This window comes from Pseudoalteromonas sp. SR44-8 (assembly GCF_014163635.1).
Classification (GTDB): domain Bacteria; phylum Pseudomonadota; class Gammaproteobacteria; order Enterobacterales; family Alteromonadaceae; genus Pseudoalteromonas; species Pseudoalteromonas rhizosphaerae.
The window spans coordinates 102,614-127,919 of sequence record NZ_JACJDS010000013.1 but is presented as its reverse complement, the minus strand read 5'-3'; the positions used below and the strand labels follow the sequence as shown (position 1 = coordinate 127,919).

25 protein-coding genes are annotated in these 25,306 nt (G+C 40.2%); 15 read left to right on the top strand and 10 right to left on the bottom strand.

Translation table 11 applies throughout. From position 1 onward, the window contains the following. Positions 1–47: 47 nt before the first annotated feature. From H5183_RS08640 to rnm, 3 genes are read right to left on the bottom strand one after another with little or no spacing between them, the layout of a single operon-like run. Complete coding sequence (locus tag H5183_RS08640) at positions 48–881, bottom strand: ScpA family protein (protein WP_182731448.1); 834 nt, start codon at positions 879–881, stop codon at positions 48–50. Positions 882–896: 15 nt separating this feature from the next. Next, a complete protein-coding gene (locus H5183_RS08635) occupies positions 897–1,517 on the bottom strand; it encodes an L-threonylcarbamoyladenylate synthase (RefSeq protein WP_145233655.1) in 621 nt (206 codons plus the stop codon). After that, positions 1,510–2,367, bottom strand: coding sequence for an RNase RNM (rnm, locus tag H5183_RS08630; protein WP_182731447.1), 858 nt, complete (start codon positions 2,365–2,367; stop codon positions 1,510–1,512). The genes H5183_RS08635 and rnm overlap by 8 nt, the downstream gene beginning before the upstream one ends. 423 nt (positions 2,368–2,790) lie before the next feature. Here rnm and H5183_RS08625 point away from each other — a divergent pair, with 423 nt between their 5' ends. From H5183_RS08625 to trpA, 6 genes are read left to right on the top strand one after another with little or no spacing between them, the layout of a single operon-like run. Further along, positions 2,791–4,359, top strand: a complete 1,569-nt coding sequence (locus tag H5183_RS08625) for an anthranilate synthase component 1 (RefSeq protein ID WP_182731446.1) — start codon at positions 2,791–2,793, stop codon at positions 4,357–4,359. Between the two features lies 1 nt (position 4,360). Continuing rightward, a complete protein-coding gene (locus H5183_RS08620; RefSeq protein ID WP_182718905.1) occupies positions 4,361–4,978 on the top strand; it encodes an aminodeoxychorismate/anthranilate synthase component II in 618 nt (205 codons plus the stop codon). Positions 4,979–5,031: 53 nt separating this feature from the next. Beyond that, complete coding sequence (gene trpD / locus H5183_RS08615) at positions 5,032–6,060, top strand: anthranilate phosphoribosyltransferase (RefSeq protein WP_149981183.1); 1,029 nt, start codon at positions 5,032–5,034, stop codon at positions 6,058–6,060. Further along, positions 6,053–7,417 carry a bifunctional indole-3-glycerol-phosphate synthase TrpC/phosphoribosylanthranilate isomerase TrpF gene (trpCF, locus tag H5183_RS08610; protein WP_182731445.1) on the top strand — a complete coding sequence of 455 codons (1,365 nt, stop codon included), beginning with the start codon at positions 6,053–6,055 and terminating at the stop codon, positions 7,415–7,417. The genes trpD and trpCF overlap by 8 nt, the downstream gene beginning before the upstream one ends. Positions 7,418–7,424: 7 nt before the next feature. After that, positions 7,425–8,609 (top strand): tryptophan synthase subunit beta, encoded by a 1,185-nt coding sequence (gene trpB / locus H5183_RS08605; protein ID WP_145233645.1) that lies wholly within the window; start codon positions 7,425–7,427, stop codon positions 8,607–8,609. After that, positions 8,606–9,436 carry a tryptophan synthase subunit alpha gene (gene trpA / locus H5183_RS08600; protein ID WP_182731444.1) on the top strand — a complete coding sequence of 277 codons (831 nt, stop codon included), beginning with the start codon at positions 8,606–8,608 and terminating at the stop codon, positions 9,434–9,436. Before trpB ends, trpA begins: the two co-directional genes overlap by 4 nt. Positions 9,437–9,496: 60 nt before the next feature. On the opposite strand, the gene H5183_RS08595 is transcribed toward trpA, so the two are convergent. Beyond that, positions 9,497–9,766, bottom strand: coding sequence for an HU family DNA-binding protein (locus H5183_RS08595; RefSeq protein WP_145233641.1), 270 nt, complete (start codon positions 9,764–9,766; stop codon positions 9,497–9,499). 174 nt (positions 9,767–9,940) lie between these two features. Here H5183_RS08595 and H5183_RS08590 point away from each other — a divergent pair, with 174 nt between their 5' ends. Continuing rightward, positions 9,941–10,534, top strand: a complete 594-nt coding sequence (locus H5183_RS08590) for an inner membrane-spanning protein YciB (protein WP_145233638.1) — start codon at positions 9,941–9,943, stop codon at positions 10,532–10,534. Between the two features lie 60 nt (positions 10,535–10,594). Continuing rightward, complete coding sequence (locus tag H5183_RS08585) at positions 10,595–11,236, top strand: CPBP family intramembrane glutamic endopeptidase (RefSeq protein WP_145233636.1); 642 nt, start codon at positions 10,595–10,597, stop codon at positions 11,234–11,236. Positions 11,237–11,302: 66 nt separating this feature from the next. Here the strand turns inward: H5183_RS08585 and H5183_RS08580 are convergent, their stop codons facing one another. Beyond that, the gene (locus tag H5183_RS08580) at positions 11,303–12,727 is read right to left on the bottom strand and encodes a sodium-dependent transporter (protein ID WP_145233634.1); all 1,425 of its coding nucleotides are present in this window, start codon (positions 12,725–12,727) and stop codon (positions 11,303–11,305) included. Positions 12,728–13,043: 316 nt separating this feature from the next. Here H5183_RS08580 and H5183_RS08575 point away from each other — a divergent pair, with 316 nt between their 5' ends. The 5 genes from H5183_RS08575 (at position 13,044) to H5183_RS08555 (ending at position 16,234) form a co-directional block, all read left to right on the top strand. Continuing rightward, the gene (locus H5183_RS08575; RefSeq protein WP_182731443.1) at positions 13,044–13,346 is read left to right on the top strand and encodes a YciI family protein; all 303 of its coding nucleotides are present in this window, start codon (positions 13,044–13,046) and stop codon (positions 13,344–13,346) included. 218 nt (positions 13,347–13,564) lie between these two features. Next, positions 13,565–13,828, top strand: coding sequence for a PepSY domain-containing protein (locus H5183_RS08570; RefSeq protein ID WP_145233630.1), 264 nt, complete (start codon positions 13,565–13,567; stop codon positions 13,826–13,828). Between the two features lie 3 nt (positions 13,829–13,831). Beyond that, positions 13,832–14,506, top strand: coding sequence for a response regulator transcription factor (locus H5183_RS08565; protein ID WP_016709350.1), 675 nt, complete (start codon positions 13,832–13,834; stop codon positions 14,504–14,506). Further along, the gene (locus tag H5183_RS08560) at positions 14,500–15,837 is read left to right on the top strand and encodes an ATP-binding protein (protein WP_145233628.1); all 1,338 of its coding nucleotides are present in this window, start codon (positions 14,500–14,502) and stop codon (positions 15,835–15,837) included. The genes H5183_RS08565 and H5183_RS08560 overlap by 7 nt, the downstream gene beginning before the upstream one ends. Continuing rightward, on the top strand, positions 15,824–16,234 hold the full coding sequence (locus H5183_RS08555; RefSeq protein WP_145233626.1) for a hypothetical protein: 411 nt from the start codon (positions 15,824–15,826) through the stop codon (positions 16,232–16,234). The genes H5183_RS08560 and H5183_RS08555 overlap by 14 nt, the downstream gene beginning before the upstream one ends. A 12-nt stretch (positions 16,235–16,246) precedes the next feature. Here H5183_RS08555 and H5183_RS08550 read toward each other — a convergent pair whose 3' ends face one another. Further along, complete coding sequence (locus H5183_RS08550; protein WP_182731442.1) at positions 16,247–17,287, bottom strand: AI-2E family transporter; 1,041 nt, start codon at positions 17,285–17,287, stop codon at positions 16,247–16,249. Between the two features lie 132 nt (positions 17,288–17,419). Between H5183_RS08550 and H5183_RS08545 the strand changes: the two genes are divergently transcribed. Next, positions 17,420–18,313, top strand: coding sequence for a TIGR01777 family oxidoreductase (locus H5183_RS08545; protein ID WP_182731441.1), 894 nt, complete (start codon positions 17,420–17,422; stop codon positions 18,311–18,313). A 220-nt stretch (positions 18,314–18,533) separates the two neighbouring features. Here H5183_RS08545 and H5183_RS08540 read toward each other — a convergent pair whose 3' ends face one another. Further along, complete coding sequence (locus H5183_RS08540) at positions 18,534–19,385, bottom strand: universal stress protein (protein WP_182731440.1); 852 nt, start codon at positions 19,383–19,385, stop codon at positions 18,534–18,536. 10 nt (positions 19,386–19,395) lie between these two features. Further along, a complete protein-coding gene (locus H5183_RS08535) occupies positions 19,396–20,883 on the bottom strand; it encodes a SulP family inorganic anion transporter (protein WP_182731439.1) in 1,488 nt (495 codons plus the stop codon). Positions 20,884–21,427: 544 nt separating this feature from the next. Between H5183_RS08535 and H5183_RS08530 the strand changes: the two genes are divergently transcribed. Continuing rightward, positions 21,428–22,264 carry an ABC transporter substrate-binding protein gene (locus tag H5183_RS08530; protein WP_259397135.1) on the top strand — a complete coding sequence of 279 codons (837 nt, stop codon included), beginning with the start codon at positions 21,428–21,430 and terminating at the stop codon, positions 22,262–22,264. A 43-nt stretch (positions 22,265–22,307) separates the two neighbouring features. On the opposite strand, the gene H5183_RS08525 is transcribed toward H5183_RS08530, so the two are convergent. Both H5183_RS08525 and H5183_RS08520 read right to left on the bottom strand, forming a co-directional pair. Continuing rightward, entirely contained in the window at positions 22,308–24,185 is a 1,878-nt protein-coding gene (locus tag H5183_RS08525; RefSeq protein WP_145233610.1) for a hypothetical protein, read from the bottom strand. 9 nt (positions 24,186–24,194) lie between these two features. After that, positions 24,195–25,286: a hypothetical protein gene (locus H5183_RS08520; RefSeq protein WP_145233608.1), complete on the bottom strand. Its 1,092-nt coding sequence runs from the start codon at positions 25,284–25,286 to the stop codon at positions 24,195–24,197. Positions 25,287–25,306 lie beyond the last annotated feature (20 nt).

Below are 25,306 nucleotides of genomic sequence, written 5' to 3'. Positions count from 1 at the left end.
AAGTTAGCAAGTTAATCAATGATAAACATCATAACCCTAATAATTGTTTAATTATTTTCAATCAAACCGATATAAATTTGTGTTGTAGGATCGACTTGCAAGCAAGTGATAAGGTTTTCTTTGATGAGCTCTAGCATAGCAATAAAGCTAACCACTACACCACTGCGGCCTTCGTCAAAAGTGAATAAGTCAGTGAAAGGAAGTTGCGTGCCGGCTGTCGATAACTTTTGCAAAATTAAACTCATTCTTTCGCGAGTTGATAAAGCTTCAGCGGTTATTTGATGATGCTCAAAAGTTTTAGCTCGCGCCATCACATCACTAAGCGCAAATAGTAAATCTTTTAAATCAACATCCGGTAACAATTGAGCATGCTCGCTCTGCTCAGGCACTAATGCGTGGGCAATAAAAATATCACGGCCAACACGTGGAATATCATCAAGGTTCTGCGCAGCTAGCTTAAATTGTTCATACTCTTGTAAACGACGAATTAATTCAGCCCGTGGATCTTCTTCTTCCTCAAGCTCTTCATGTTTCGGCAGTAATAGTCGTGATTTTATTTGTGCAAGTAATGCCGCCATCACCAAATATTCACCAGCAAGCTCCAATTGAAACTCGGTCATCATTTCAACATAACGGACGTATTGTTCAGTAATGCTAAAAATCGACAATTCCAGAATATCTAACTTATGTTTTTTTATTAAATATAGTAATAAATCAAGTGGCCCTTCAAAGGTTTCTAAAATTACTTCTAGAGCGTCTGGCGGAATATACAAATCTTCCGGGGTATTCATTACTTCTTTGCCATGCAAAAAAGCCAGCGGCAACTTTTGTTGCGCCGGCTCTCGTATTTGAGCTACATCATCAGTATGTAGTTCGTTCATGGTTTATCGGCGTAGTTATTCAAATGGAGCTGTATCGCCACAGCCTACACGCAGCACCTCAACTGTATCTTCTGACAGGTCGATTACTGTGGTTGCTTGCTCAGCTAAATAGCCGCCATGAATAATTAAATCAACTTGATTACCTATGCGATCACGTATCTCGTCCGGATCAGACTCAGTAAACTGCTCACCGGGTAAAATTAATGAACACGACATCAATGGCTCACCTAACTCGGCTAGCAATGCGCAGGTAATTGGATGTTCTATTACACGAATACCAATGGTTTTTTTCTTGTCGTTTAACAAACGTTTTGGTACTTCTTTAGTGCCTTTAAAGATAAACGTATAAGGCCCGGGTGTATTGTTTTTAATTAATCTAAATAGTTGGTTATCTACTCGTGCATAAGTAGAAAGCTCAGATAGATCACGACATACTAAGGTAAAGTTATGGTGTTTTTCAATACCACGGATGCGCTCAATACGCTCTTTTGCTTGTTTGTTACCTAAATTACAGCCTATTGCATAGCCTGAATCGGTTGGATATACCACCACTCCACCTTGTTTGATAATGTCGACCGCTTGATTAATTAAGCGTGGTTGTGGATTATCTGGATGAATATGAAAAAAATCACTCATTTAGTTCTCCTGTTTGCCCTTCCCAAGTTTGCCAAACGCCTTGGCAATCTTTTGGCAAATATAAGTTTTTTCCTAATTCTAGCCAACTAGTAGGAAAATGAAAATCAGATCCTTGCGAACACAGTAAATCGTATTCACGGCTCAATTCGCCTAAAAACTGTCGCTCAGTCGGTGCTTGTTGTGGTTGTGCAACTTCCATTGCATCGCCACCGGCATCTTTAAACTGACTCAATAATTTGCGCAGCCATTTATTTGACATTTGATAACGCCCAGGGTGGGCAATCACAGCAACGCCACCTGCGGCATGAATGGCGGCAATGGCGGTTTGCATATCACACCAATCGCTTGGTACATAACCCGTTTTAGCGCGGCCAAGGTATTTTTTAAACACCCCAGGAATTGTGGTTGCAACGCCACGAGCAATAAGTGCTCTTGCATAATGTGCACGGGTAATTTGTGCATCTGCGGCAAGCTCTTGCGCTTGTTGATAAATGCCATCAAAGCCATTTTTCTCTAAACGACGACCGATCTCGACAGCTCTATCAGCACGTTTTTGCTGTTGGATAGTCAATAAGCTGGTCAATGTTGACTCGTCAATATCTACGTTTAATGCCACGATGTGGATCTCAAAACTTTCCCACTTAGTGGAAATTTCAACCCCTGATATCAAGGTTAATGGTAGAGATTCGCTTTCTATAAATGCTTGTGCAGGTTTAACCGCAGCAGTGGTGTCGTGATCAGTGATCGCAAACACATCTATATTTTTTTCAACTGCACGCAATAATAATTGCTCAACAGTTAATTGCCCGTCAGAATGTGTGGTATGACTGTGTAAATCGTATTTTATCAAAAGAGAAGACTGCTCATATTAAATGTGCGAAAGTTGTTATTAAGTATAACAAAATTTTTTAATAAATTGTTTTAAATAAATACTTGACACTAACGCAGTTGATACGGTTTACTGTAGTCACTTGAGACACAAATAGAATTACAACAATGATAAATTTAATCCAAAACACTATCTGGTGGTGGCACTCGTAAATTATCGGGTGACGAATTGTCGTGTCTAACACATTCTAAACCCGCTTATTGCGGGTTTTTTTATATTTAAATTTTAGGGTAACAAACATGAATAACGTAGCAACTTTTACACATCATTGGTGGTGGCGCCTGGTATAGCGGGACGGTAATGGTCTATCTGAAACATAGGTATCGTTATTCAAACCCCGCATAGCTTAGCTTGCGGGGTTTTATTTTTTTGAGGGAATGAGGTTTGATTTTTAGTCATATAACAACAACGCCAGGTGAAGTTACTAGCATCACCGAAGTGCGAGAATATATACATAGCCCATTGGCACTATATGGATTGCTTGATAAAGATAATTCATTACTCTTAGAGTCAGCAGAAATTGATTCTAAAGACAGTGTCAAAAGTTTAATTTTGGTAGATTGTGCACTAAAAATAATCTGCACAGGTAAAACAGTCACAGTAACGGCGCAATCTAATAATGGTCAGCAATTACTGCCTTATTTACAAACTAAATTAGAAAACTGCCATACTCAATTAAACAAGCAAACTCTCAGCATCGAATATCAAGGTATCGATCATAATATTGATGAAGCCTCAAAGCTGATTGCCGATAATGCTTTTAGTGCCTTGCGCTGTTGTATAAATAGTATCAGCAGCACCACAAACAATCCATTTTCGTTATTTTTAGGCGGTGTGTTTGCTTACGACATGGTAGCCAACTTTGAACAACTGAGTGATGTACCAGATGGAGAAAATAGCTGTCCTGATTACGTATTTTATTTAGCTGAAACCTTAGTGGTAATTGATCACCAAGCTAAAACCACTGAGCTGATTGGTAACGTTTTTAATGGCCCTGATGTGCATGCAAACTGTTTTGAAGTGGGTAAAAAGCTCGAACGTTTAAATACCTTATGCGACCAAGCCGATAGCTATAGTGCGCAGCAAAGTGCTGGCATCAGTGACGTCAGTGTTGATATTAGTGACGAGCTCTATTGCCAACAGGTCAATAGTTTGAAAAAACACATTGTCGATGGCGATATTTTTCAAGTTGTGCCATCGCGTACCTTCTCGTTAGCTTGCGCTAACCCATTACATGCCTACAGCCAACTAAAAAAACAAAATCCAAGCCCGTACATGTTTTATATGCGCGACAGTGAATTTGCGTTATTTGGTGCCTCTCCTGAGTCAGCTTTAAAGTTTTGTGCTACATCACATCAAGTTGAAGTATATCCAATTGCAGGAACTCGCCCGCGAGGAAAGTTTGCTAATGGCCAAATTAATCCAGATTTAGACAGTCGTATTGAACTGGAACTGCGCAACGACCAAAAAGAGCGTGCTGAGCATTTAATGTTGGTTGATTTAGCACGAAATGACGTAGCTCGTATCAGTGTCCCGGGGACTCGCCACGCAAAAGAGCTATTAAAGGTCGATCGTTATTCGCAAGTAATGCATTTAGTGTCACGCGTTGTTGGCACATTAAAACCTCAGCTGGATGCCCTACACGCTTACCAAGCCTGTATGAACATGGGCACTTTAGTTGGTGCGCCTAAAGTCAGCGCGGCAGAGTTGGTAAGGCAAACTGAAGGTAAGCGCCGTGGTAGTTACGGTGGTGCGGTAGGTTATTTAACCGGTGACGGCGCCATGGACAGTTGCATTGTTATTCGCTCGGCCTTTGTTAAAAATAATACCGCGTATGTACAAGCCGGTGCCGGAGTTGTGTTTGACTCAGACCCTCAATCTGAAGCTAATGAGACTCGTGCTAAAGCACAAGCGGTTATTACAGCCATTCAATCGACGTACCAAGGACACTAAAATGAGTGAAAACATCAACAACTTAACGGACTTAAAAATCTACTTTTTAGATAATTTTGATTCATTTAGTTATAACTTAGTCGATGAACTTTCTATGTTAGGCAGCGATTTAGTGGTATATCGTAACAACATAGACGCGCAGGTGATTTATGACAAAATGTGTGCGGAAACTAAACCAGTGATCTTAGTACTGTCGCCGGGTCCAGGCACCCCCACTGCGGCGGGCTGCTTAATGGCATTGATTGAACTATGCAAAGGCCGTTTTCCAATGTTGGGGATTTGCCTTGGCCAACAAGCACTAACACAAAGTTATGGCGGTATTATTGGCCATGCTGGAGAAACCGTACATGGTAAATCATCAATCATTGAGCTTGGTGAGCACCCAGTATTTGCAGGTATGGGAGAACGTATGCCTGTGGCACGTTATCATTCACTGATGGCCACGAAAGTACCCGACAGTGTTGCAGTGATAGCCCACTATGAGTCAATACCGATGGCAATTTATCATCGTGACGATAAAGCCCTTGGCTATCAATTTCATCCTGAGTCTATTTTGACGCCCAATGGCGCCGCGCTACTTCAACAAAGTATGCAATTTTTAGCCAGTGCACAGCAGTAGAGGATAGTATGTCAGTAAACCAACAATCAGCCAGTGAGGCGAGCATTGGCTCAATGATTGATGTGTTATTAACGCAAACATCATTAAGCTTTAGTCAAAGCCAACAGTTATTTGATGCCATTATGCAAGGCAAAGTAAATGACATCGAACTGGCAGCCATCTTAGTGGCACTGAAAATAAAAGGTGAAGTAAGCGACGAAATCGCAGGAGCAGCCGCATCGATGCGTGCTAATGCGATACCTTTTATTACTCACTTAACCAACCTTGTCGATAGTTGTGGCACTGGCGGCGATGGCTCAAACACTATTAATATTAGCACCACCGCCGCCATCGTTGCTGCAGCTTGCGGTATAAATATGGTCAAACACGGTAATCGCAGTGTTTCGAGTAACTCCGGCTCCGCTGATTTACTCAAAGCATTGGGCATCAATATAGACATGAACCCAGCACACGCGGCGCAGTGTTTAGAGCAAACCGGCTTTACGTTTTTGTTTGCTCCGCATTATCACAGCGGCGTACGCCATGCTATGGGTGTGCGAACGACCTTAAAAACCCGTACTATTTTTAATATTTTAGGGCCATTGGCAAATCCAGCAGCACCGGATGTGCAATTATTGGGGGTATATGATGAAAGTTTATGCTTAGCGATGGCACACACCTTAAAAACGTTAGGTACACCGCGCGCAATGGTCGTTCATGGCTCGGGCACCGATGAAATAGCCTTGCACGGTGAAACGACCGTCGCAGAGCTTAACAACGGAAAAATCAGCCAGTACACACTTACCCCTGCTGATTTTGGTCTTGCAAACTATTCACTTGAACAACTTGCCGGTGAAGGGCCAGAATATAACGCCAAGGCTAGCATGGCTATTTTAGCTGGTAACGGCACCGACGCGCACAATGCGGCCATTATTGTTAACGTTGCTGCGTTGCTTTATTTAACCAATAAAGCCGACGATTTTAAAAGTGCCGCGATGCAAGTTAAAGAGGTTTTACAAAGCGGCCGTGCATTGAATACCTTAAATGCCATTGTCATAAGCAGTAATAAAGAATACGCAAACTCCGAGGTAAGTAATGGCTAATGTATTAGACAAAATAGTTGCAGATAAAAAAATAGAGCTCATTGAACGCAAATCCAAGCGCCCTCTTGAGAGCTTTAAGCATCAAGCAATACCCACAAATCGTGATTTTTATAAAGCCCTTGCAGCGCCTGGCACTCAGTTTATTTTGGAATGCAAAAAGGCCTCGCCGTCAAAAGGCCTTATTCGAGAGCCGTTTGATTTAGCCGAGATCACCCGTGTTTATAAAAACTACGCTAGCTGCATCAGTGTGTTAACCGATGAAAAATATTTTCAGGGTAGTTTTGATTATCTCGAATTTGTGTGCAGTCAAGTAGAGCAACCATTGATCTGTAAAGATTTCTTTATTGATGAATACCAAATTTATTTGGCCCGTATTTATGGCGGCGATGCTATTTTATTAATGTTGTCAGTACTTGATGATACGCAATATCAATCGCTTGAAAAAGTTGCAAAAAGCCTAAACATGGCAATCCTCACCGAAGTGAGTAACGAAGCTGAAGTACATCGAGCTCTGGCACTCAATGCGCAAATTATTGGTATTAATAACCGTGATTTACGTGATTTGAGCACAAACTTAGCTACCACTGAGGCACTAAGAAAGCTTATTCCTGATAACAAAGTGGTTATTTCAGAATCAGGTATTTACACACACCAAGATGTAAAACGCTTGGCCCCGTTGTGTAATGGCTTTTTAATCGGTAGTTCACTGATGGCTGAGCGTGATTTAGAGCGCGCTTGTCGAAGCGTAATTTTAGGTGAAAACAAAGTTTGTGGCTTAACCCGTAGCCAAGATGCCATTGCCGCTTATGAAAGTGGTGCCGTTTATGGGGGGCTAATTTTTGCACCTAAATCCCCTCGATTTGTTGATTTAGATTGTGCAAAACAAGTTATGCAAAGTGCCCCGCTTGCCTATGTAGGCGTATTTGTCAACGCAACAATCGCAGACGTTGTCAATCATGCTCAGAGCTTAAAGCTTGCAGCAGTGCAATTACATGGCCAAGAAGACGCAGTCTATATAAACGAACTGCGTCCTTTGCTACCAAGTAATTGCCAGATTTGGAAGGCGCAAGCTGTGAAGGATAGCTTGCCAGCACCTGTCAATGGCGTTGATCGCCACTTATACGATACTCACAGCGATACGCAAGCTGGCGGTACCGGTAAGACCTTTGATTGGGCAATACTCAAAGAGACTAAGCAGCCATTTATGCTTGCTGGTGGCTTAAATCCAGAAAATATTCAAGGTGCATTATATCAAGGTGCGCATGGACTCGACCTAAATTCAGGGGTTGAGCAAAGCGCCGGTAAAAAATGCCCAAACAAATTAAATGATGCATTTATTAGCATCCGTAAATATTGAGGTCAATATGAATAATCCAGCTTATTTCGGCGAATTTGGCGGCATGTTTGTCCCAGAATTGCTAGTACCAGCACTTAAACAACTAGAAAACGAATTTAATAAATCGCAAACAGATCCGGCTTTTCAAGCTGAACTGGAAAAGTTACTTAATGAATATGCTGGCCGTCCTACGCCACTGACATTAACGCGTAACTTAATTAAAAACCCAAAAGTAAAATTATACTTAAAGCGTGAAGATTTACTGCACGGTGGCGCGCACAAAACGAATCAGGTGTTAGGCCAAGCACTATTAACTCAACGCATGGGTAAAAAACAAGTTATTGCTGAAACAGGCGCAGGCCAACACGGCGTTGCAACGGCGCTTGCGTGTGCATTACTTGGTTTAAAATGCCGTATTTATATGGGCGCTAAAGACGTGGCACGCCAACAACCAAACGTATTTAGAATGAAACTAATGGGCGCTGAAGTGATCCCAGTTACTGCAGGCTCTGGCACATTAAAAGATGCCGTAAACGAAGCGCTTCGTGATTGGTCAGCAAATTATAAAGAAGCGCATTACTTACTTGGTACTGCTGCAGGTCCTCACCCATTCCCTACCATCGTTCGTGAGTTCCAAAAAGTGATTGGTGAAGAAGCAAAACAACAAGTATTAAAAGCTGAAGGTCGCCTACCTGATGCGGTGCTTGCTTGTGTAGGCGGTGGCTCTAACGCCATTGGTATGTTTACAGATTTTATTGACGAGCCAAGTGTAAAACTCATTGGCGTAGAGCCCGCTGGCAAAGGGCTTGATACCCACGAGCACGGTGCAACAATCTGTAAAGGAACTAAAGGTATTTTGCACGGTACTTATACCTATATAATGCAAAATGATGATGGCCAGATTGAGGAATCATATTCTGTCTCAGCGGGTCTTGATTACCCAGCTGTTGGCCCACAACATGCGTTTTTACATGAAACTGGCCGTGCGCAATATGTGGGTATTACAGATACCGAAGCATTAGAAGCATTCCAATTACTGGCTAAAAACGAAGGGATTATTCCTGCGCTCGAATCAAGTCATGCACTAGCTTACGCACTGAAGTATGCAGAGCAGCAAACTGAAGAGTCAATTTTAGTAGTGAATTTAAGTGGTCGCGGCGACAAAGACTTATCACACGTTATGGATGTACTTTCTAAAGGGGATCAGTTATGAGCCAGACAGCAATCCAAAAAACAGACCGCTACGGTAAAATGTTCGCCCGTTTAAGCGAGCTAAATCAAGGTGCATTTGTGCCGTTTGTTACAATTGGCGATCCAAATAAAGAACTGAGCGTTGAAATAATCAAAAGCTTAATTGATGGCGGCGCTGATGGCTTAGAGCTGGGTATTCCATTTTCAGACCCAATAGCAGATGGTCCAGTTATTCAAGCTGCCAATATTCGCGCCCTTAAAGTAAATATAAATACCCAAGATTGCTTTGATATCATAAAGCAAGTACGCCAGTACAATGCTGATATCCCAATTGGTTTATTGTTGTATTCGAACTTAGTGTTTAAACGCGGTTTAGAGGCTTTTTACCAGGATGCCAAAGCAGTTGGCGTTGACTCAATTCTAGTTGCAGATGTGCCGCTTCATGAATCTAAAATGTTTCGCAAAGCGGCAATGAGTAATGGCATTGACCCCATTTTTATAGCCACGCCTAACGCACCTGATGACACTTTACGCGAATGTGCCTCTTATGGCCGTGGTTATACTTATTTGCTATCCCGTGCGGGTGTAACAGGCACAGAAACTAAAGCACAAATGCCGGCGACATCAATTGTCACTAAACTAAAAGAATACCACAGCGCCCCTGCGTTATTAGGTTTTGGGATTTCAACCCCTGATGATGTAAAAGCAGCACTTAATGCCGGTGCAGCAGGTGCTATATCTGGCTCGGCGGTAGTGAAAATTATTGAAGCGAATCTCGATACCCCTCAAGCTATGCTCAGTGGTTTACAAGAGTTCGTAGCGAGCATGAAAGCTGCAACTGCGCTGTAAGTTCATACTTCGAAAATAAGAAAAGGGCCTGTTGCGGCCCTTTTCTGGTAATCAAACGCGTTAAAGACTCTCTTTCAACGCTTTTGCTGCTTTAAATACAGGCTTGTTAGCGCCTTCAATGTCTATTGCCTCTCCCGTTTGTGGATTGCGTCCTGTACGTGCGGGATAATAACTTAACGCAAACGTGCCAAAGCCATTTACTTGCACTTGATCACCTTCTGATAATGATTTAGTGATGGCTGCAAGCATGCTTGATAACGCCGCTTGAGAATCTTTTTTAGTTAATTCACTGTGTGCAGACATTGCACTAATCAGTTGTGCTTTATTCATAAAATGCTCCTAAAAATACCGCTTACTCAGTCACTGTTCAGCAGATTTTGGTAATGATTGAATACAAAGGCACGCAGGCTAAGGGTTAGTAACTACTAAGTCAACCTTGTAAACAACACAATAAGTTGATACAACCTCTGCAACTATTCTTTGGTTTTATTTTTTGGGCATTCTATGCATGCAATAATTGAGTTTATTCCGCTAATTTTATTTTTTGCGGTATTCAAGTTAGTTGATATTTACTGGGCAACGGCATTATTAATGGGCACCACTTTTCTGCAGGTCGCTTATTCTTATTTTAAAATAGGCAAAGTGCCTACACGCCAATGGTTGTTTTTTGCCATTGCAGTGATTTTAGGCACTCTTACGCTGGTGTTTCATGATGAACAATTTGTGAAGTGGAAAGCCACTATCATCTACGCTGTGCTCTCATTAAGCTTATTGATCAGTCGCTACTTTCTTGGTAAAAATTTAGTTAAACAAGCACTCAGTGCCATTTTAAATAATGCATCAGACTCTGAGCAAGAAATTACCGTACCTGAGTCGCTTTGGGATAAACTCAACATATTGTGGATAGCGATCACAGCGGGAATATCAGCGTTAAATATCTATATCGCTTATAACTTTTCTCTCGATTTTTGGGTTAACTTTAAAGTGTTTGGCTTAATGGGGATCACATTTGTCAGTCTTTTTGCCACTATCATCATGTTGTATAAATATTTACCCGATGAAGATGAGCCCAAAGTAGACAATAAAAAGCGCTCTTAATGTCATAAATATGTCGTCTTAGCTTGTTAGCCTAGTATACAAAATCACGCTGAGACGACCTTGAACGCCAATCAATACCGCTGGTTTGAATTTACATTTATATTTGTATGCCTTCCTTTGCTGGGTTTTTACCTTCGTGCCTACCTTGCTAATTGGCTGATCCCCGCGTTAATCGTGTTAATGAGTGTCTGCGGTATGTTGCTGCTAGGCGATCCCCACTTTAAACGCTTTAGACTTACCAGCCTTGGTCAATTTTCCGCAGTGAAACGCCGACTGTTTAGTTTCTTTTTTATCGGCGCACTGTTTTCAGGGGTTTTTTACGGGATCATTAATCAAGGTAATTGGTTTATGCTGCCTCGAAACTCATTTAATGACTGGTTAATGTTACTCGCGTTCTATCCATTATTGTCAGTCATGCCGCAAGAGTTGATATTTCGAACCTATTTTTTTCATCGTTATAAACGCATCATGCCAAAAAAAACGGTGCGCATAATTGTTAGCGCCACAGTATTTGCTTTAGCGCATATTGTTTATGCTAATTGGGTAGCAGTACTACTGGCATTTATAGGCGGGTTATTATTTGCATTTACCTATGCTCAAAGCCGCTCCACGTTTGTCTGCGTTATCGAACACAGCTTATGGGGACTGTGGATGTTTACATTAGGAATAGGTCAGTACTTAGATTCGGCAACAATCTCTTAACTGAAAAAGCCGTGCTAATGATACTTAACACGGCTTAATTATGGGAAGCTCAATTAGTTGTATTAATTAAAAACCGAAAATGCTCATAGCAAAAAACTTAGTCGCTACGGTATTAATAAATATAACTACTAAAATTACCGGAATAAAGGTTGATAGCGAAAAATTAACGTATTTTTCAGTAAAGCTACCTGCATAGCCTGGACAACCTTGGCTTAGCTCTTCACTTAAACGTACTTTTTTCCAGCGATACATCACGAATAAACATACCATTAAACCATTCAATGGCAAGATAGTGTCGTAAAATACATCATACACAATATCAAATAAGCTTTTAGACGCTCCGCCATAGTTAGTAAATGAAGTTAATCCTTCAACCATACCAAACGACATAGTACATAACACTGTCAGTACACCGATGCTACCAGTTAATATCAGTAACGCCATTTTACGGCTTATGCCTTTACGGTCACTTAGCGTAGCTGTTGGCACCTCAACGATGGATACCAACGAGGTAATTGCAGCAAAAAATACCAGCAAGAAAAACACAAACGCAACAATTGATGCACCAACATAGCCAATATCAGTTTGTAGCGCGAGTAAAATCTTTGGTAAAAACTCAAAAATCATCGACACAGATGAGTCAGACAATTTAGTAGGATCAGTATCTGGGTTAAAACTAAAGATAGCTGGTAGCACCATAAGACCGGCAATAAACGCCACCAGTGAATCAGTCAGTGCAACCATTTTAGCACTGCCAACAATGTCATCCTTTTTCGAGATATATGAAGCGTAAGTCATCAATATACCCATACCCAACGACAATGAGAAAAACGCTTGCGCTAATGCACCGTTCAAGACACTGGCATTCATCTTAGAAAAATCAGGGATAATATAGTACTTAACGCCAGCCATAGCATTGTCTAGCGTCAATACATACGCCACTAATGCGATTAGCAATACGAACAATGCTGGCATTAAAAACTTAGCTGCTTTTTCAATCCCTTGCTTAACACCACCGACTAAAATCAAATTAACAATTAATGCCACAGCAGCCATATACGCAAACACGCTGGAACTATTAATAAACACCCCAAAGCTTTTTGGATCAGCCAACACATCTAAGTTACCAACCGCAACTTGGCTTAAATAACCAAAAATCCATACCGTGATAACCATATAAAACACAGCAATCATAAACGGGGTTAATACTGCTAAAAAGCCAGCAAAACTCCACTTAGTATCATTACCAGATAATAACTTGTAAGAGCCTAATGGATCTTTTTGTGCTTGGCGTCCCATTGCCATCTCTGCCATCATTACTGGCAAACAAATAAACACAACAAACAGCGCGTAAACGAGCAAAAAAGCACCACCACCATTTTTTGTTGCTGAGACTGGAAAACCAACCAAGTTACCAATACCGACCGCAGAGCCAGCAGCTGCTAATATAAATCCAAGGCGGGAGCTAAAGTGCTCACGAGTATCGCTCATTTAAAAACCTTATTATTATTTTGTACCATTCAAGCGACTCTACCAGTGTTGTGCTGGGCTTTTCAAGCAGATTCCACTTAAAAATATAATGATACTGTAAACCTTAGAGGTTGTTGTTCTTTTAAGATTAAAATTTGTTCAAGCTAACAGTGATTAAATCGCAGCATCAATTTACAGCCTCGAAAGTTAACTAAAAACTGCGCAAAGCTTTCGCGCTTTAATAGCGCTCTAAACTAATCGTAATTTATTCGCCTATTAATTTTGCTGTGCTAATATCAGCATAATTCCAATAATATTCAAATCCAGAGAACACACCATGCTGTATATAATTTACTCAACTGATGTTGAAAATAGCTTAGAATTAAGAAAAGCCGCCCGCCCTGCTCATTTAGCACGCTTACAAGAATTAGACGAGCAAGGCCGATTACTGACAGCAGGTCCATTACCTGCCATTGATAGCGCCGAGCCAGCTGAAGCTGGTTTTACTGGTTCTTTAGTGATTGCAGAATTTAGCTCATTAGAAGCAGCTCGCGAATGGGCTGCAGCAGATCCTTACGTCAACGGCGGCGTATATGAAAACTCACAAGTTAAACCGTTTAAAAAAGTTTTTCCTGGCTAAGTAAAACCAACAATCAAACAGGATTATACTATTTAAATGAACCAGATTTTAATGCGATGGGTATAAGACTTTGAGTCAAATCACCACAATTCAGTGTTTGTTCACCGGATGTTAATTAAACTCTGCTGCATTGAATCATCAGATTTAGTGATTTTTCACTTGAATTATAGCTACTTGGTTCATTAAACTATTCAGGTCTGGTTTAGGAGTTTTTCATCATGCGTACTGTGTTAGCTCTCAGCGTCGCCATCACTGTGCTATTTTCGAGTGTTTTTTCGACTAGTAGCCAAGCTGCATCTCAAGTCAATAAAGCTGAGATAAATAAAAAACAAGCTGTTGAGCTTGCTAAAAAAGTCGAAGATGGTAAAACTCTTAAAATTACCGTACTTAACGATATTTATACTGTAAGAATATTAAAATCGGACGGCCATGTCGTCGACGTTCATGTCAATAAAAAGACCGGCGAAGTGAAGAAGGATTAAGAAATGCGAATTTTAGTAATTGAAGATGATTTACACTTAGCAGACAATCTGCGTAATGCATTAGAAAAAGAACGTTATAGTGTCGATCTCTGTCATGATGGCGAAGCTGGTTTATTTCACATCACAGAATATCCTCTTGATATGGCGGTAGTTGATTTAGGCTTACCAAAAATTGACGGTATTGAACTGATCAATAAAGCCCGCGCACAAGGGATTACAATTCCAATTCTGATTTTAACAGCACGTGACCGTTGGCAAGATAAAGTTGAAGGACTTGATGCTGGTGCTGATGACTATTTAACTAAACCATTTCATGTTGAAGAGTTAATAGCCCGGTGTAACGCGTTGATCCGTCGTAGCGCAGGCAAAGCAAATCCTGAAATGACTGCTGGGCCTATTAAAATTCACACCCGCTCACAACAAGTGTGGGTTGATGACCGAGAGCTAAGTCTCACCGCATACGAATACAAAGTGCTTGAGTATTTAATGGTTAATCCACAAAAAGTGATTTCCAAATCTGAGCTAACAGAGCACATATACGATCAGGACTTTGATTTAGATTCAAATGTAATCGAAGTATTCGTACTGCGCTTACGTAAAAAGCTTGACCCTGATGGTACTTTAAACCCAGTAGAAACACTACGCGGACGCGGTTACAGGCTTAAAAGTCAGTGGTAGCATCGCAAATACCGTTAAAAGTAAGGCAAGGATTTATCCTTGTCTTTGTTTTATTAGTCGCTTTACCCATTTTATTCTTCTCTATTGGTAAGGCATACTATGCTTCGTTAGTCGAAGCCACCGAAAAAACCCTCGAAGCCCATTTATATTCTTTAATTTCAGAAGTCGATTTTACTGAGCGCGGCATTATCATGCCCAGCACTATTTTAGCTCCTGAATTGAATCGTTTAAATTCTGATACTTATGCGATGATCTATCGTGAAGAACAGCCTGTATGGCACTCTGAGTCGGCGGTAAATGTTAACTTTGTGCCTGACGAACTAGAAACCAAAGCAGGCGCTGCCGACTTTCGTCGTGTGGAATATAAAAATACAGTGTATTGGCAACTTAGCCTAACCGTTATTTTAAATAACATTGACCAGTCAGAGCATGCTCGCTTTATTTTATTAAAACGCAACGATGCTCTACTGCGGTTAATGGATGGTTTTAAGCAAACCCTTGTAAACTGGATGTACGTCATGGGTGTAGCCATTGCAGCATTAATGGCTGTGGGCTTTGTGTGGAGCGCGCGGCCGTTGCAACGACTGGATAAAGAAATAAAAGCCATTGAGTCAGGTGATATTCAAGAAATTAAAGGACTTTATCCTGTTGAGCTGCAAACTATAAAAGCCGATTTAAATTTACTACTCGAAACTCAGCAACGCCAAAAAGAGCGCTATCGTGCGTCTTTAAGCGACTTAGCTCACGCACTTAAAACGCCACTGGCAGTATTAAAATCGAGCCCGCTTGCCAACGATGCCGATGCCCAAGAGCAGCTTGACCGTATAAATGTGATGATCGAACACCAATTAAAACGCGCTGCAACGGGTGCAGCTGATACATGGAAAAAACAAACAGCCATTAAGCCGGTGCTAGATTCAATCCTCAATGCAATGAGTAAAGTTTACCGCGATAAAGATATTATTTTTACCCATGCGGTTAAAGACAAAGATTACTTTTTAGGTGACAAAACTGATTTACTCGAACTACTGGGTAACTTAATTGATAACGCCTGTAAAGCTTGTCGTTCACAAGTCGATATCCAAGTCATTCAAAAACGCAACCTCACTATCGCTATTAGTGATGATGGACCCGGTGTGCCGGTTGATAAACGCGAATCCCTGCTTACTCGTGGTACCCGCTTGGACACCTACGAAAGCGGACACGGTGTCGGTATGGCGATTGTGTCAGATTTAGTAAAGTCGTATCACGGTACCCTGACTATTTTAGATGCTGATACCTTAGGCGGCGCGAAATTTATTTTAGAGTTTAATTATAATGATAAAAAATAACTGGTTAATAGCTGTATCAGGGCTGCTTTTAGCACTGAGTACAACAACGTTTGCAGCAGAAGAGCAATGTACAGTCGTTGAGCAAGCAACACCTGATGAAGCTAAAAAATATATTCAATGTTTAGATAAACAGATAGAGACCTTAACCCGTATTCAACAAACCTGGATAAATAAAATCACTTTAGATTTAAATAAGATCCAAGAAGATACCGGTAACTCTCAGTTGCTACCAATTTTTAAACGTAGCATTATCAATTACCAAAAATACCTGGAAGACAGCTGTAAATGGCGTTATTTACACAAAGTACCCAACGCCACCCAGGCTGCAATTGTATATAAGCGCTGTGAATTGCGTATATTAGAGCAGCACATTACTGTATTAAAACAACCTATCTGACCACCACGGTGGTTATTTAGAAGGTGACTCGATTTCTTCACCATTACCTAACAGAGTCGCTAACCAGCGCCCTTCGTCGCTGGCTTCTAAGGCTATTTTAACAATCATCGTCAATGGCACCGATAACAACATACCTACCGTGCCAATCAGCCAACCCCAAAAGATGAGTGATAAAAATACCACTAAGGTCGACAGTCCTAAACCTTTACCCATGTACTTTGGTTCAACTATATTACCCATCACGGTATTAATAGTTAAATACCCTACTGCTACAATCCCTGCGACCAATGGTCCTTGCGTGATCAAAGCTAATAAAACTGCTGGGATAGCAGCAATAATAGAGCCAATATTAGGAATGTAATTAAACATAAATGCCATTACCCCCCATAACACGAAGTAGTCAACATTTAAGATCCACAGTAGTAGCCCAGCTAATATGCCTGTACCAACGCTTACCACTGTTTTGATCGCTAAATAAGAGTTAATAGAATTTAAAAAACGGTCTATTTGCTGCATTTTCATATCAGGATCGTCTAATGCCATATGAATTTTATGACTAAGCATAGGTCCTTCAAAAAGCATAAATACCACAGTTAAAATAATTAAGAACAAATTTGCCATCACGCCACCTAAGCCGGTCAGCATACCGGTGGCAACATCAATCATTTTTCCCGGGTCGAACATTGATATAACTTGCTCTTTATTGAGCAAAATATTGTACTTGGCAGCAACATCAACCAGCCAAATAAACTCATCCTGTAACTTACTTTTATATTCAGGTAAATGCTGTGAAAAGTCAGTCAATGATTGCCCGACTAAGCTGGCAAGGCTAACCCCTAAGCCAACCACCATCAACATCACTAGCATGATCGCGATGCCTTTAGGTATTTTGTAACGACCAAAAAAACTTAATAAAGGACTACAAATAATGGCAATAAATGCTGCAAGTACAAACGGAATGACAATAACACTTGCCGCTTTAATACCAGCTAAAGCAATCACCAACGCTGCAAAGATAACTAAACTTTTGTTTACCCCAGTTAAACTAGCCAAACTACAATCCTTTAAAATATAAACTGCAGCTAGTGTATGTGAAAAGTCTGTAAAATGAAATATTTGCAAAGTGATCAAAGCAGCCTACTCTACGTATAACGATTACATAATTACTAAAAGAGTTTTATTGCTATGCATATCTTAATAACCGGCGCAACAGGCCTGATCGGTCGTCATTTGTGCCCTGAGCTAAACAAAGAACATCAATTGACAGTGCTCACCCGCAATCCTGCAAATGCGACAAAACTGTTAGGTGAGAACATTAATGCGACTGACTCCCTTGAAGAGGTTGATTTTAACAATCTCGATTGCGTTATCAATTTAGCCGGTGAACCCATAGTAAATAAACGCTGGAGTGAAAAACAAAAACAAATACTGCGAGACAGCCGTATTACGATCACTCAACAAATTAGCGCTGCAATTAACCAATGCGATACACCGCCGCATACTTACATATCAGGCAGTGCGGTCGGATTTTACGGTCGCCAATCAACCACCGTAATTGACGAAAGCTTTGTTGATGTGACCCCTGAATTTAGTCATCAGCTATGCCATGATTGGGAACAAGCCGCCCTGCAAGCAGAATCAATCAATACTCGAGTATGTTTATTACGTACAGGTATCGTTTTAGCTAACAATGGTGGTGCATTAGCCAAAATGTTACCGCCATTTAAATTAGCACTAGGTGGTCCTATTGCTGATGGCCAGCAAGGCATGTCATGGATACATATCGAGGATATGATTAATTTAATTATACAGATTATCAATAACGTGCAACTCAGTGGCGCAATTAATATGACCGCCCCAACACCTGTATCAAATAGCGAATTTAGTCAAAGCTTAGGTAAAGTATTAAATCGACCAGCAAAAATAACTATGCCTGCATGGGTTCTAAAATTAGTAATGGGTGAAATGGCAGATTTGCTGCTTTACGGACAATATGTACAACCAACTAAAGCTCTTGAAAGCAGCTATTGCTTTCGTTATAAGACATTAGATACTGCACTTACGAATTTATTAAAGTGAACGCAGTAATTTATGCTAGATTACTATATGGCAATAGAACTAGTCAAAATGGGCTAGTTGGCCGGTATTTCTCATAATGTTTTCATTACTTTATGTTAAGGTCCACATTATGAGATACGATATTAAGCGAATTTACAGCATCTATCTAGAGCTCTATCGGAAGCTTCTAAAACGTTTATTTAGCTATAAGTATCTTTTTACATCTCGATTAGATGGTAGTTTAGCGTAAAATAACTAACGGCAATAGCGTGTTTTCTATCATTTTTAGGGTGTTACTGCCCAAAAAAGCATGTGCTATTTTTGAATGCGAAAAGGCCCCCATTACCAGCATTGCTATTTTATTTTTAGTTTTATATGCCATTAAAGAACTAAAAATATTACCCTCTAAAATACTTGATTTGACTTCAAAACCACTTTCAATAAGCAACGCTTCGGTGCGTTTAAATTTTTCCAACAAATCATGTTTGCCATTTTCTACAGTCACCAAATGACACGTTAAATGATGCAACAAACCACCAGCAATAATCTGTTTAACCATTTTATCTGCTGTTTCTCGTCCATCATAAGCAAGCATAAAGTTGTTCGGCTCACTGAAGTGACGATTGGCAATTAAAATAGGTGTATGAACATGGCGAATAACCTGCTCAATATGCGACCCAATAGCTTTAAAATTCTGTTCGTGAGTTTTACCGCTTCGGCCAATAACAATCAGTCGCGCTGCATCTTCAAGGTCGCAAATTGCCTCAACAATACCGCTATGGCGCTGCTTACTTTCAATTGACTTACACCCTTGTTGGCTAGCAAATACACTCGCGTGCTCTAACATTTCTTTGCCTATTTGCAATGCTAATTTACTGCGTTGCTCATCCAGTATCGCCATCTCTGATAATAATGATGTAGTTGCACCAAAACCAATTATGCCACTTAAGTCGTCAATCACAGCAGCGTTTTGTTTTTCTATGGCATGCAAAAATAGCATCGATTTATTAAGTTTCTTGGCCGCCCAAATCCCCGCCTTACACACATCATCTGTGTAAACTGAGCCATCTATACAAGTAATAATTTTATTCATTGTGCTCTCCTTAATGGCCTGTCATGAGTTTTTCAACTTCTTCAGGGTCATTGTGAACGCCAAATTTGTCAACAATCGTTGCTGTCGCGTCGCTCATACCAATAATCTCGACCTCTGCACCTTCGCGTCTAAATTTAATCACAACTTTATCAAGCGACGACACTGCCGTAATATCCCAAAAATGCGAATGAGTTAAGTCAATCACTACTTTAGCAACGACCTCTTTAAAGTCAAACGACTCAATAAACGGCTCTGAGGATGCAAAAAACACCTGTCCAACAACCTGGTATACTCGTTCATCAGCCGATGATTGCGCTGGCTTTACAACCATAAAACGACCAATTTTATTGGCGAAGAATAGTGTCGCCAATAGCACACCGACCAATACTCCCATGGCCAAATTATGCGTTGCGACAACAACAACGACCGTAGCAACCATTACGATGCTACTTGATAATGGGTTTTTCTTTAAATCTCGCAGTGAATTCCAAGAAAAGGTGCCAATCGACACCATTATCATCACGGCAACCAGTGCCGCCATTGGAATTTGCTTTAGCCATTCATCTAAAAACACCACCATAAGTAGCAGAAAAGCACCCGCGGTAAAACTTGATAAGCGGCCACGTCCCCCTGATTTTACATTAATGATCGACTGGCCAATCATCGCGCAGCCGGCCATTCCTCCCATTAAACCTGAACCTATGTTCGCGATCCCTTGACCTTTACATTCACGATTTTTATCACTAGCGGTATCGGTTAAGTCGTCAACAATTGTCGCTGTCATCATCGACTCCAATAAACCAACGACAGCAAGGCCAAATGAATAAGGAAGAATTATTAGCAGTGTGTCGAGGTTAAAAGGCACATCAGGCCATAAAAATATTGGTAAGGTATCTGGTAACTGGCCCATATCGCCAACAGTTCGAATCTCAAGTCCTACCAACATTGCAACCAAAGTTAAAACCACGATACACACTAGTGGTGATGGAATTGTTCTGCCTATCACCGGTAAGTAAGGGAATAAATAAATGATCCCAAGACCCGCAGCCGTCATCGCATATACATGCCATGTTACATTCGTCAGCTCCGGCAGCTGTGCCATAAAAATAAGAATTGCCAACGCATTTACAAAGCCTGTAACCACGGAGCGAGACACAAAGCGCATTAAACTCCCCAGTTTTAAATAGCCTGCAATAATTTGTATCACACCGGTGAGTAATGTCGCCGCCAAAAGGTATTCTAAACCATGCTCTTTAACTAAGGTAACCATCAGTAAAGCCATAGCGCCAGTAGCGGCAGAAATCATCCCTGGTCGTCCACCCACGATCGAAATAACCACGGCAATACAAAATGAAGCATACAAACCGACTTTAGGATCCACGCCCGCTATAATAGAAAAAGCAATCGCTTCTGGTATTAGCGCAAGCGCCACCACAGTACCTGCTAGTAAGTCCCCTCGGATGTTAAAAAGCCAATCTCGTTTTATTTTTTCTAACATAAAAAACCTTGTCATGTAGTTAACATTAACGCCCATACAGCAGTCAATAAAACACCGACAATGCTTTTACTAAACGATGACAACCGCATTTTCATTAATGTTTTTTTATTTATTAAAACGGCACATAAGCGCCTACCAATGTTTGGTATATAGGTATCACGCAGCGGTGATTTAGAGGAGGAATAACTTAGGGCGGCGTTAAACGCAAAACATTGTTCCTTATGTAGAATGAATAAATTATCGTCTTTATTCTTGCATCTAACGTATTTTTAAGCAAGCCAAGTAACTTTTGTGTAGGCGCTGACAGCTGCTGTCACTCCTTACCTTGCCAATAAAAACACATAAAAAAACATGCAATCATTTACCCGTTCCTTCTCAAACGGCTGCAACGATAAACATTGTAAATACATTTTAGTTATCGTCTTTTTAAGTTGTTAAATACATATATGCGACTAAACTTTAAGAATAATTACAAAAACTTATCAAATAAATGAAAAAGTACTTAGTCTTTCTATTGTTGTTTAGTGGATTCGCGAAAGCGACTATGACCCCTGTTTCTTACCAAGTCGGTGATCAAACAATCGTTGCTCCAGCAGTACGATATGAATATGGCTATGCTTACAATATTGAAGCAAAGAAACTTTTAAAACTAGTCACTTTAAATTGGCCCCCTTATATTGATGAATCACTTTGTAACAACGGTTGGCTATTTCAACTAACCGTTAAACTACTACTACAAAAAGGTTATGGAGTGCATATAGAGTTTCTCCCATGGGCCCGAGCACTAAGAGCGGCCGAATTAGGTCATGCAGATATTTTATTTCCTGAGTATTTTATTGATAATAATGTTATGTCAGAGAATAAGCCAAATAAAACGCGCAATGATTTAATGGCTTTATCCTCGGCTATTCCAGGTGGAAACTTGTCACTAGTCGCACTAAATGGCAGCCACTCAAACTATGACGGCAGTGTAGAGTCTATAAAAGATCAAATTATTGGTGTTGTCCGAGCATATAAAAACACCCCAGAACTCGATAAACTAATTGACTCAAAACAAATTAATACCATTGTTGCCAATAATGAGTTTCAGCAAATTCATTTACTTATGGGCCTACGGGTAGACCTAATTGTAGCTGATTTTGACGTGTTGATTGCCAGCATTGAAAAGTCTGCTGCCTCCGAAAAAGAAAAACAGCAAATGAAAACTGCTCTAATGGTATTGTCCCCACCTTTAGGTTACAAACCCCTCTATTACACAGTAAGTAAAGCAAACCCATATTGGCAGGAAATTTTAGCCGATCTCAATAACGAGATAAAAAAAATGAAAGAGCAAGGAGCACTTTCAAGCTATATTGAAGAAAAAAAACAATGTAGCAGCTAAAAATAAGGCGCTTAAATGTTAGCAAATAAGCGCCTATATATTATTAAAACAACGACTCAAATGTCCCATCAGGAAATAATATACCAGGAACCCCTCTTACCGCTGTTACATCTGCGATTTGTGTATCGCCAAAATATAATCCACCACTGTAGTTTCGACCTTTTTGCTTAACATCTAACCAGCGACCTTGAGCACCGTGGATCACTGCATTAATATTATTGCCAACAGTACGTAAGTTAATTTCAAGTGCTCTATCCTTTAGCCGTAAGGCAATCTCTGCATTGCTAATATCAGCTAAACGATTCAAACGACCAACATAAGCAAACTGAAAATCCGGTGCGCCATTTAATGGCGTTATCAATTGCACAGCAAATGCAAGATTCTGTGTAGCTTCATTTATAAATGGCGTTGCTTCTATTGCTTGTAGGTTAAACTGTGTCGTTTGATTTTCACTAACAAGCTGACCTTTAAAGTCAAAGCCAGATACCACTGTCACAAGCTCTTCAAAAGGAGTAACGAAGCGATCAGCGTTTAGCTTTATATCACCGGTTAAGACGCCGCTATTGGCACTTTCTAATGAAACCTTTGTCTCTATATTCAGCTGCCCGGTTGTTTCACTTTGATCATTTGAAAATGGATCGTCAGTTCCATCAAATGACAACACTAAATCACTCACATCGGCGTTTAGTTGAGCATCTTTGCCTATCACTTTCGCACTAATAATACCGGATACTTTATTACCCAGCAGTCCACTTACTTGCCATTGTGGAATATTTAAATCTAGCTGTACGTCATGCTCATCATACTGGCCACTAATAGCCCAAGAATAAGGGGATTGTTGGTAGTTTATTGTCAGTCCCTGTAAATTATAAACTCCTGCGTCGGTATTATTTAATGGCGAAAAGTTATAGAGCACGTCATAAAGCACATTCGCTAAAACGATAATAGTTTGTTGCGAGTCTTCGCCTAATATTGTTTCAAATTCAGTTAGCTTTTGTTTGAGCTCATCACTGTACGTTTGCTCTTGTAAGCGTGCCACACCTATTATATTACGCACATCTTCGAGTAACTCACGAGAGTGTAATTGCTCTTCATCTCGTTCTAGTGGCGAAATATTGCTAGCATTCCCAATCATAACTAGCTTTTGTTTGACCTCTCCAACGACGGATTGCAATAATTGATTACCATCTTCATTAAGTAAATTCTCTGACACATAGCGATCTGCAAAAGTACGATAAAGTGGCAAACTTGCTAACTGGGCCTGTTGTTCTACCACCGTATTATTGGCTGTATTTAAACTCGCCTCGATATCCGCAGCTCTTTTTAAGATCACACCAAAAGTCAGTGCATTAGTAAGCAACTCAGCTTCAAGGCTGTCATTCAACTGACTATGAGTGAGGTGATAAAAAGGTGTCGCACTCAAGCTTTGTGTGGTTATGCTTATGTCTAAGTTATTGTCGCTAATCACTGAGCTGATCGGCGATAAATAAACCTTATTTTCGCCCGGGGCTGCAAAAAAATCAGCACGGTAACTTAATGTCATATCCATCACTTCTTGATAATCAATGCGACGATTAGAATTCTGATCATTCGGGTTGTTTCTCACTGTGCGACCACAACCTGCAAAACTTGGACATGTTAACGTCGTTGCATTTGAGGTAAATTCAACATGATGAAAATTTAAAGTTGTGGTTGGTAAAGTCACATCATTAATATTTGCAACGTCAATATTTTCTATAGAGCCCGTGTTATCATTAATGAGTGTTAACGTACCCGCAGTGGATTGCCAAGGCGCAATATAAAAGCTTACCGAGGAGGACGTCAGCATGACAGGCAAAGTGTTTGTTGTGCCATTATCTGATGAGTCACCACAACCAACTAATGACATAAGTAAACTAACTGATATAAGTTTTTTAAACATCACAAGTCCTTAAAACGCTAACTTCAGGTACCAATTTACATTGGCATAATACGCTTTATCAATATCGAGATTATCGGTCTGTATATTAAAACCAAAATAATCGTTCTCAATACCCAGCAAAAATGCTTCACTTTTTATTTCATAACCACCAATAACTGCCCAATGATCCCAAAAGTGCATGCGTGCTTTTAATTGAGAAAACGTATCTTGATCAAATTGTTTAACCATCAGCTCTGAAGAAAACAAATCATTAATACGATAATCCGCATAAACCTTAACGCGCACCGGCATATCAAATTTATGTGTAACTTCATTACCATACTCTGACGTTGCTAAGCGTATTGTAGGCTCAGTAGCAATATCGCCATCATCGTTTTCAGTAAACGGGAGCTCTGTTGTATAACCATTTGCAAAACCACTTTTTTTATACTCGGTTTCATACAGTAAGTCTTGTGCGAGAAGGCCGATGGTTAAGTCTTGATTTATTTTCCAATTAACTGCTAAATCAACGCTGTACCCTAAGCCGGATGGGTTCTCATCAGGAGTAAATCGCTTAAATAAAATATCTTTCGAAAAATAAGAGTCAACTGTTAATGCGCCTTGGATCTCATCACTATAAACTGTACCTTCTACATTTATATCTTGAAAATGCGTACTAGCAAAAACCGTTAATTTAGGCGTTATTGTTAATGCGTCAGAGTCTAAAAATTTGAAATCATATGAAACAAACAATCCATTGGTGGTTGATTGCTTACCGTCTAGGTAATAAACATAATTTCTATCTTCAAAAGGAAGGTCATTTTTTTCGGTATGAAAGTAAACAGCAGTATCCGGATCAAAACTTAAAACATAATCAAAACGACTTTGATAACCGACTTTAAAATTTCCATAACCAACGCCAAACTCAAACACATTATAAGTAAATGCGCTATCACCTGATGTAAGTGGAGCATCAAAGTCGTCAATAAAGGCAGTGACAGGTTGTGCTTCTGTATACACTTCTGAATCGAATGTGGTAAAGACTTGAAACTGCTCTGCAGCGTAACTAATAGGGGTAATTAAAAAAGCGGAAAATCCTAACGTGAGAATTTTTTTTTTCATACTTATTTCACTTGTTATTA

Bases quoted from the DNA above. Each gene is read 5' to 3' on its own strand.
- H5183_RS08570 (WP_145233630.1), top strand. From the start codon at position 13,565: ATGCGTACTGTGTTAGCTCTCAGCGTCGCCATCACTGTGCTATTTTCG.
- H5183_RS08640 (WP_182731448.1), bottom strand. From the start codon at position 881: ATGAACGAACTACATACTGATGATGTAGCTCAAATACGAGAGCCGGCG.
- H5183_RS08595 (WP_145233641.1), bottom strand. From the start codon at position 9,766: ATGAATAAAGCACAACTGATTAGTGCAATGTCTGCACACAGTGAATTA.
- H5183_RS08540 (WP_182731440.1), bottom strand. From the start codon at position 19,385: ATGAATAAAATTATTACTTGTATAGATGGCTCAGTTTACACAGATGAT.
- H5183_RS08590 (WP_145233638.1), top strand. From the start codon at position 9,941: ATGCATGCAATAATTGAGTTTATTCCGCTAATTTTATTTTTTGCGGTA.
- H5183_RS08620 (WP_182718905.1), top strand. From the start codon at position 4,361: ATGAGTGAAAACATCAACAACTTAACGGACTTAAAAATCTACTTTTTA.
- H5183_RS08565 (WP_016709350.1), top strand. From the start codon at position 13,832: ATGCGAATTTTAGTAATTGAAGATGATTTACACTTAGCAGACAATCTG.
- H5183_RS08635 (WP_145233655.1), bottom strand. From the start codon at position 1,517: ATGAGTGATTTTTTTCATATTCATCCAGATAATCCACAACCACGCTTA.
- H5183_RS08580 (WP_145233634.1), bottom strand. From the start codon at position 12,727: ATGAGCGATACTCGTGAGCACTTTAGCTCCCGCCTTGGATTTATATTA.
- H5183_RS08545 (WP_182731441.1), top strand. From the start codon at position 17,420: ATGCATATCTTAATAACCGGCGCAACAGGCCTGATCGGTCGTCATTTG.
- H5183_RS08575 (WP_182731443.1), top strand. From the start codon at position 13,044: ATGCTGTATATAATTTACTCAACTGATGTTGAAAATAGCTTAGAATTA.
- trpA (WP_182731444.1), top strand. From the start codon at position 8,606: ATGAGCCAGACAGCAATCCAAAAAACAGACCGCTACGGTAAAATGTTC.
- trpD (WP_149981183.1), top strand. From the start codon at position 5,032: ATGATTGATGTGTTATTAACGCAAACATCATTAAGCTTTAGTCAAAGC.
- H5183_RS08525 (WP_145233610.1), bottom strand. From the start codon at position 24,185: ATGTTTAAAAAACTTATATCAGTTAGTTTACTTATGTCATTAGTTGGT.
- H5183_RS08535 (WP_182731439.1), bottom strand. From the start codon at position 20,883: ATGTTAGAAAAAATAAAACGAGATTGGCTTTTTAACATCCGAGGGGAC.
- H5183_RS08555 (WP_145233626.1), top strand. From the start codon at position 15,824: ATGATAAAAAATAACTGGTTAATAGCTGTATCAGGGCTGCTTTTAGCA.
- trpB (WP_145233645.1), top strand. From the start codon at position 7,425: ATGAATAATCCAGCTTATTTCGGCGAATTTGGCGGCATGTTTGTCCCA.
- H5183_RS08520 (WP_145233608.1), bottom strand. From the start codon at position 25,286: ATGAAAAAAAAAATTCTCACGTTAGGATTTTCCGCTTTTTTAATTACC.
- trpCF (WP_182731445.1), top strand. From the start codon at position 6,053: ATGGCTAATGTATTAGACAAAATAGTTGCAGATAAAAAAATAGAGCTC.
- H5183_RS08530 (WP_259397135.1), top strand. From the start codon at position 21,428: ATGACCCCTGTTTCTTACCAAGTCGGTGATCAAACAATCGTTGCTCCA.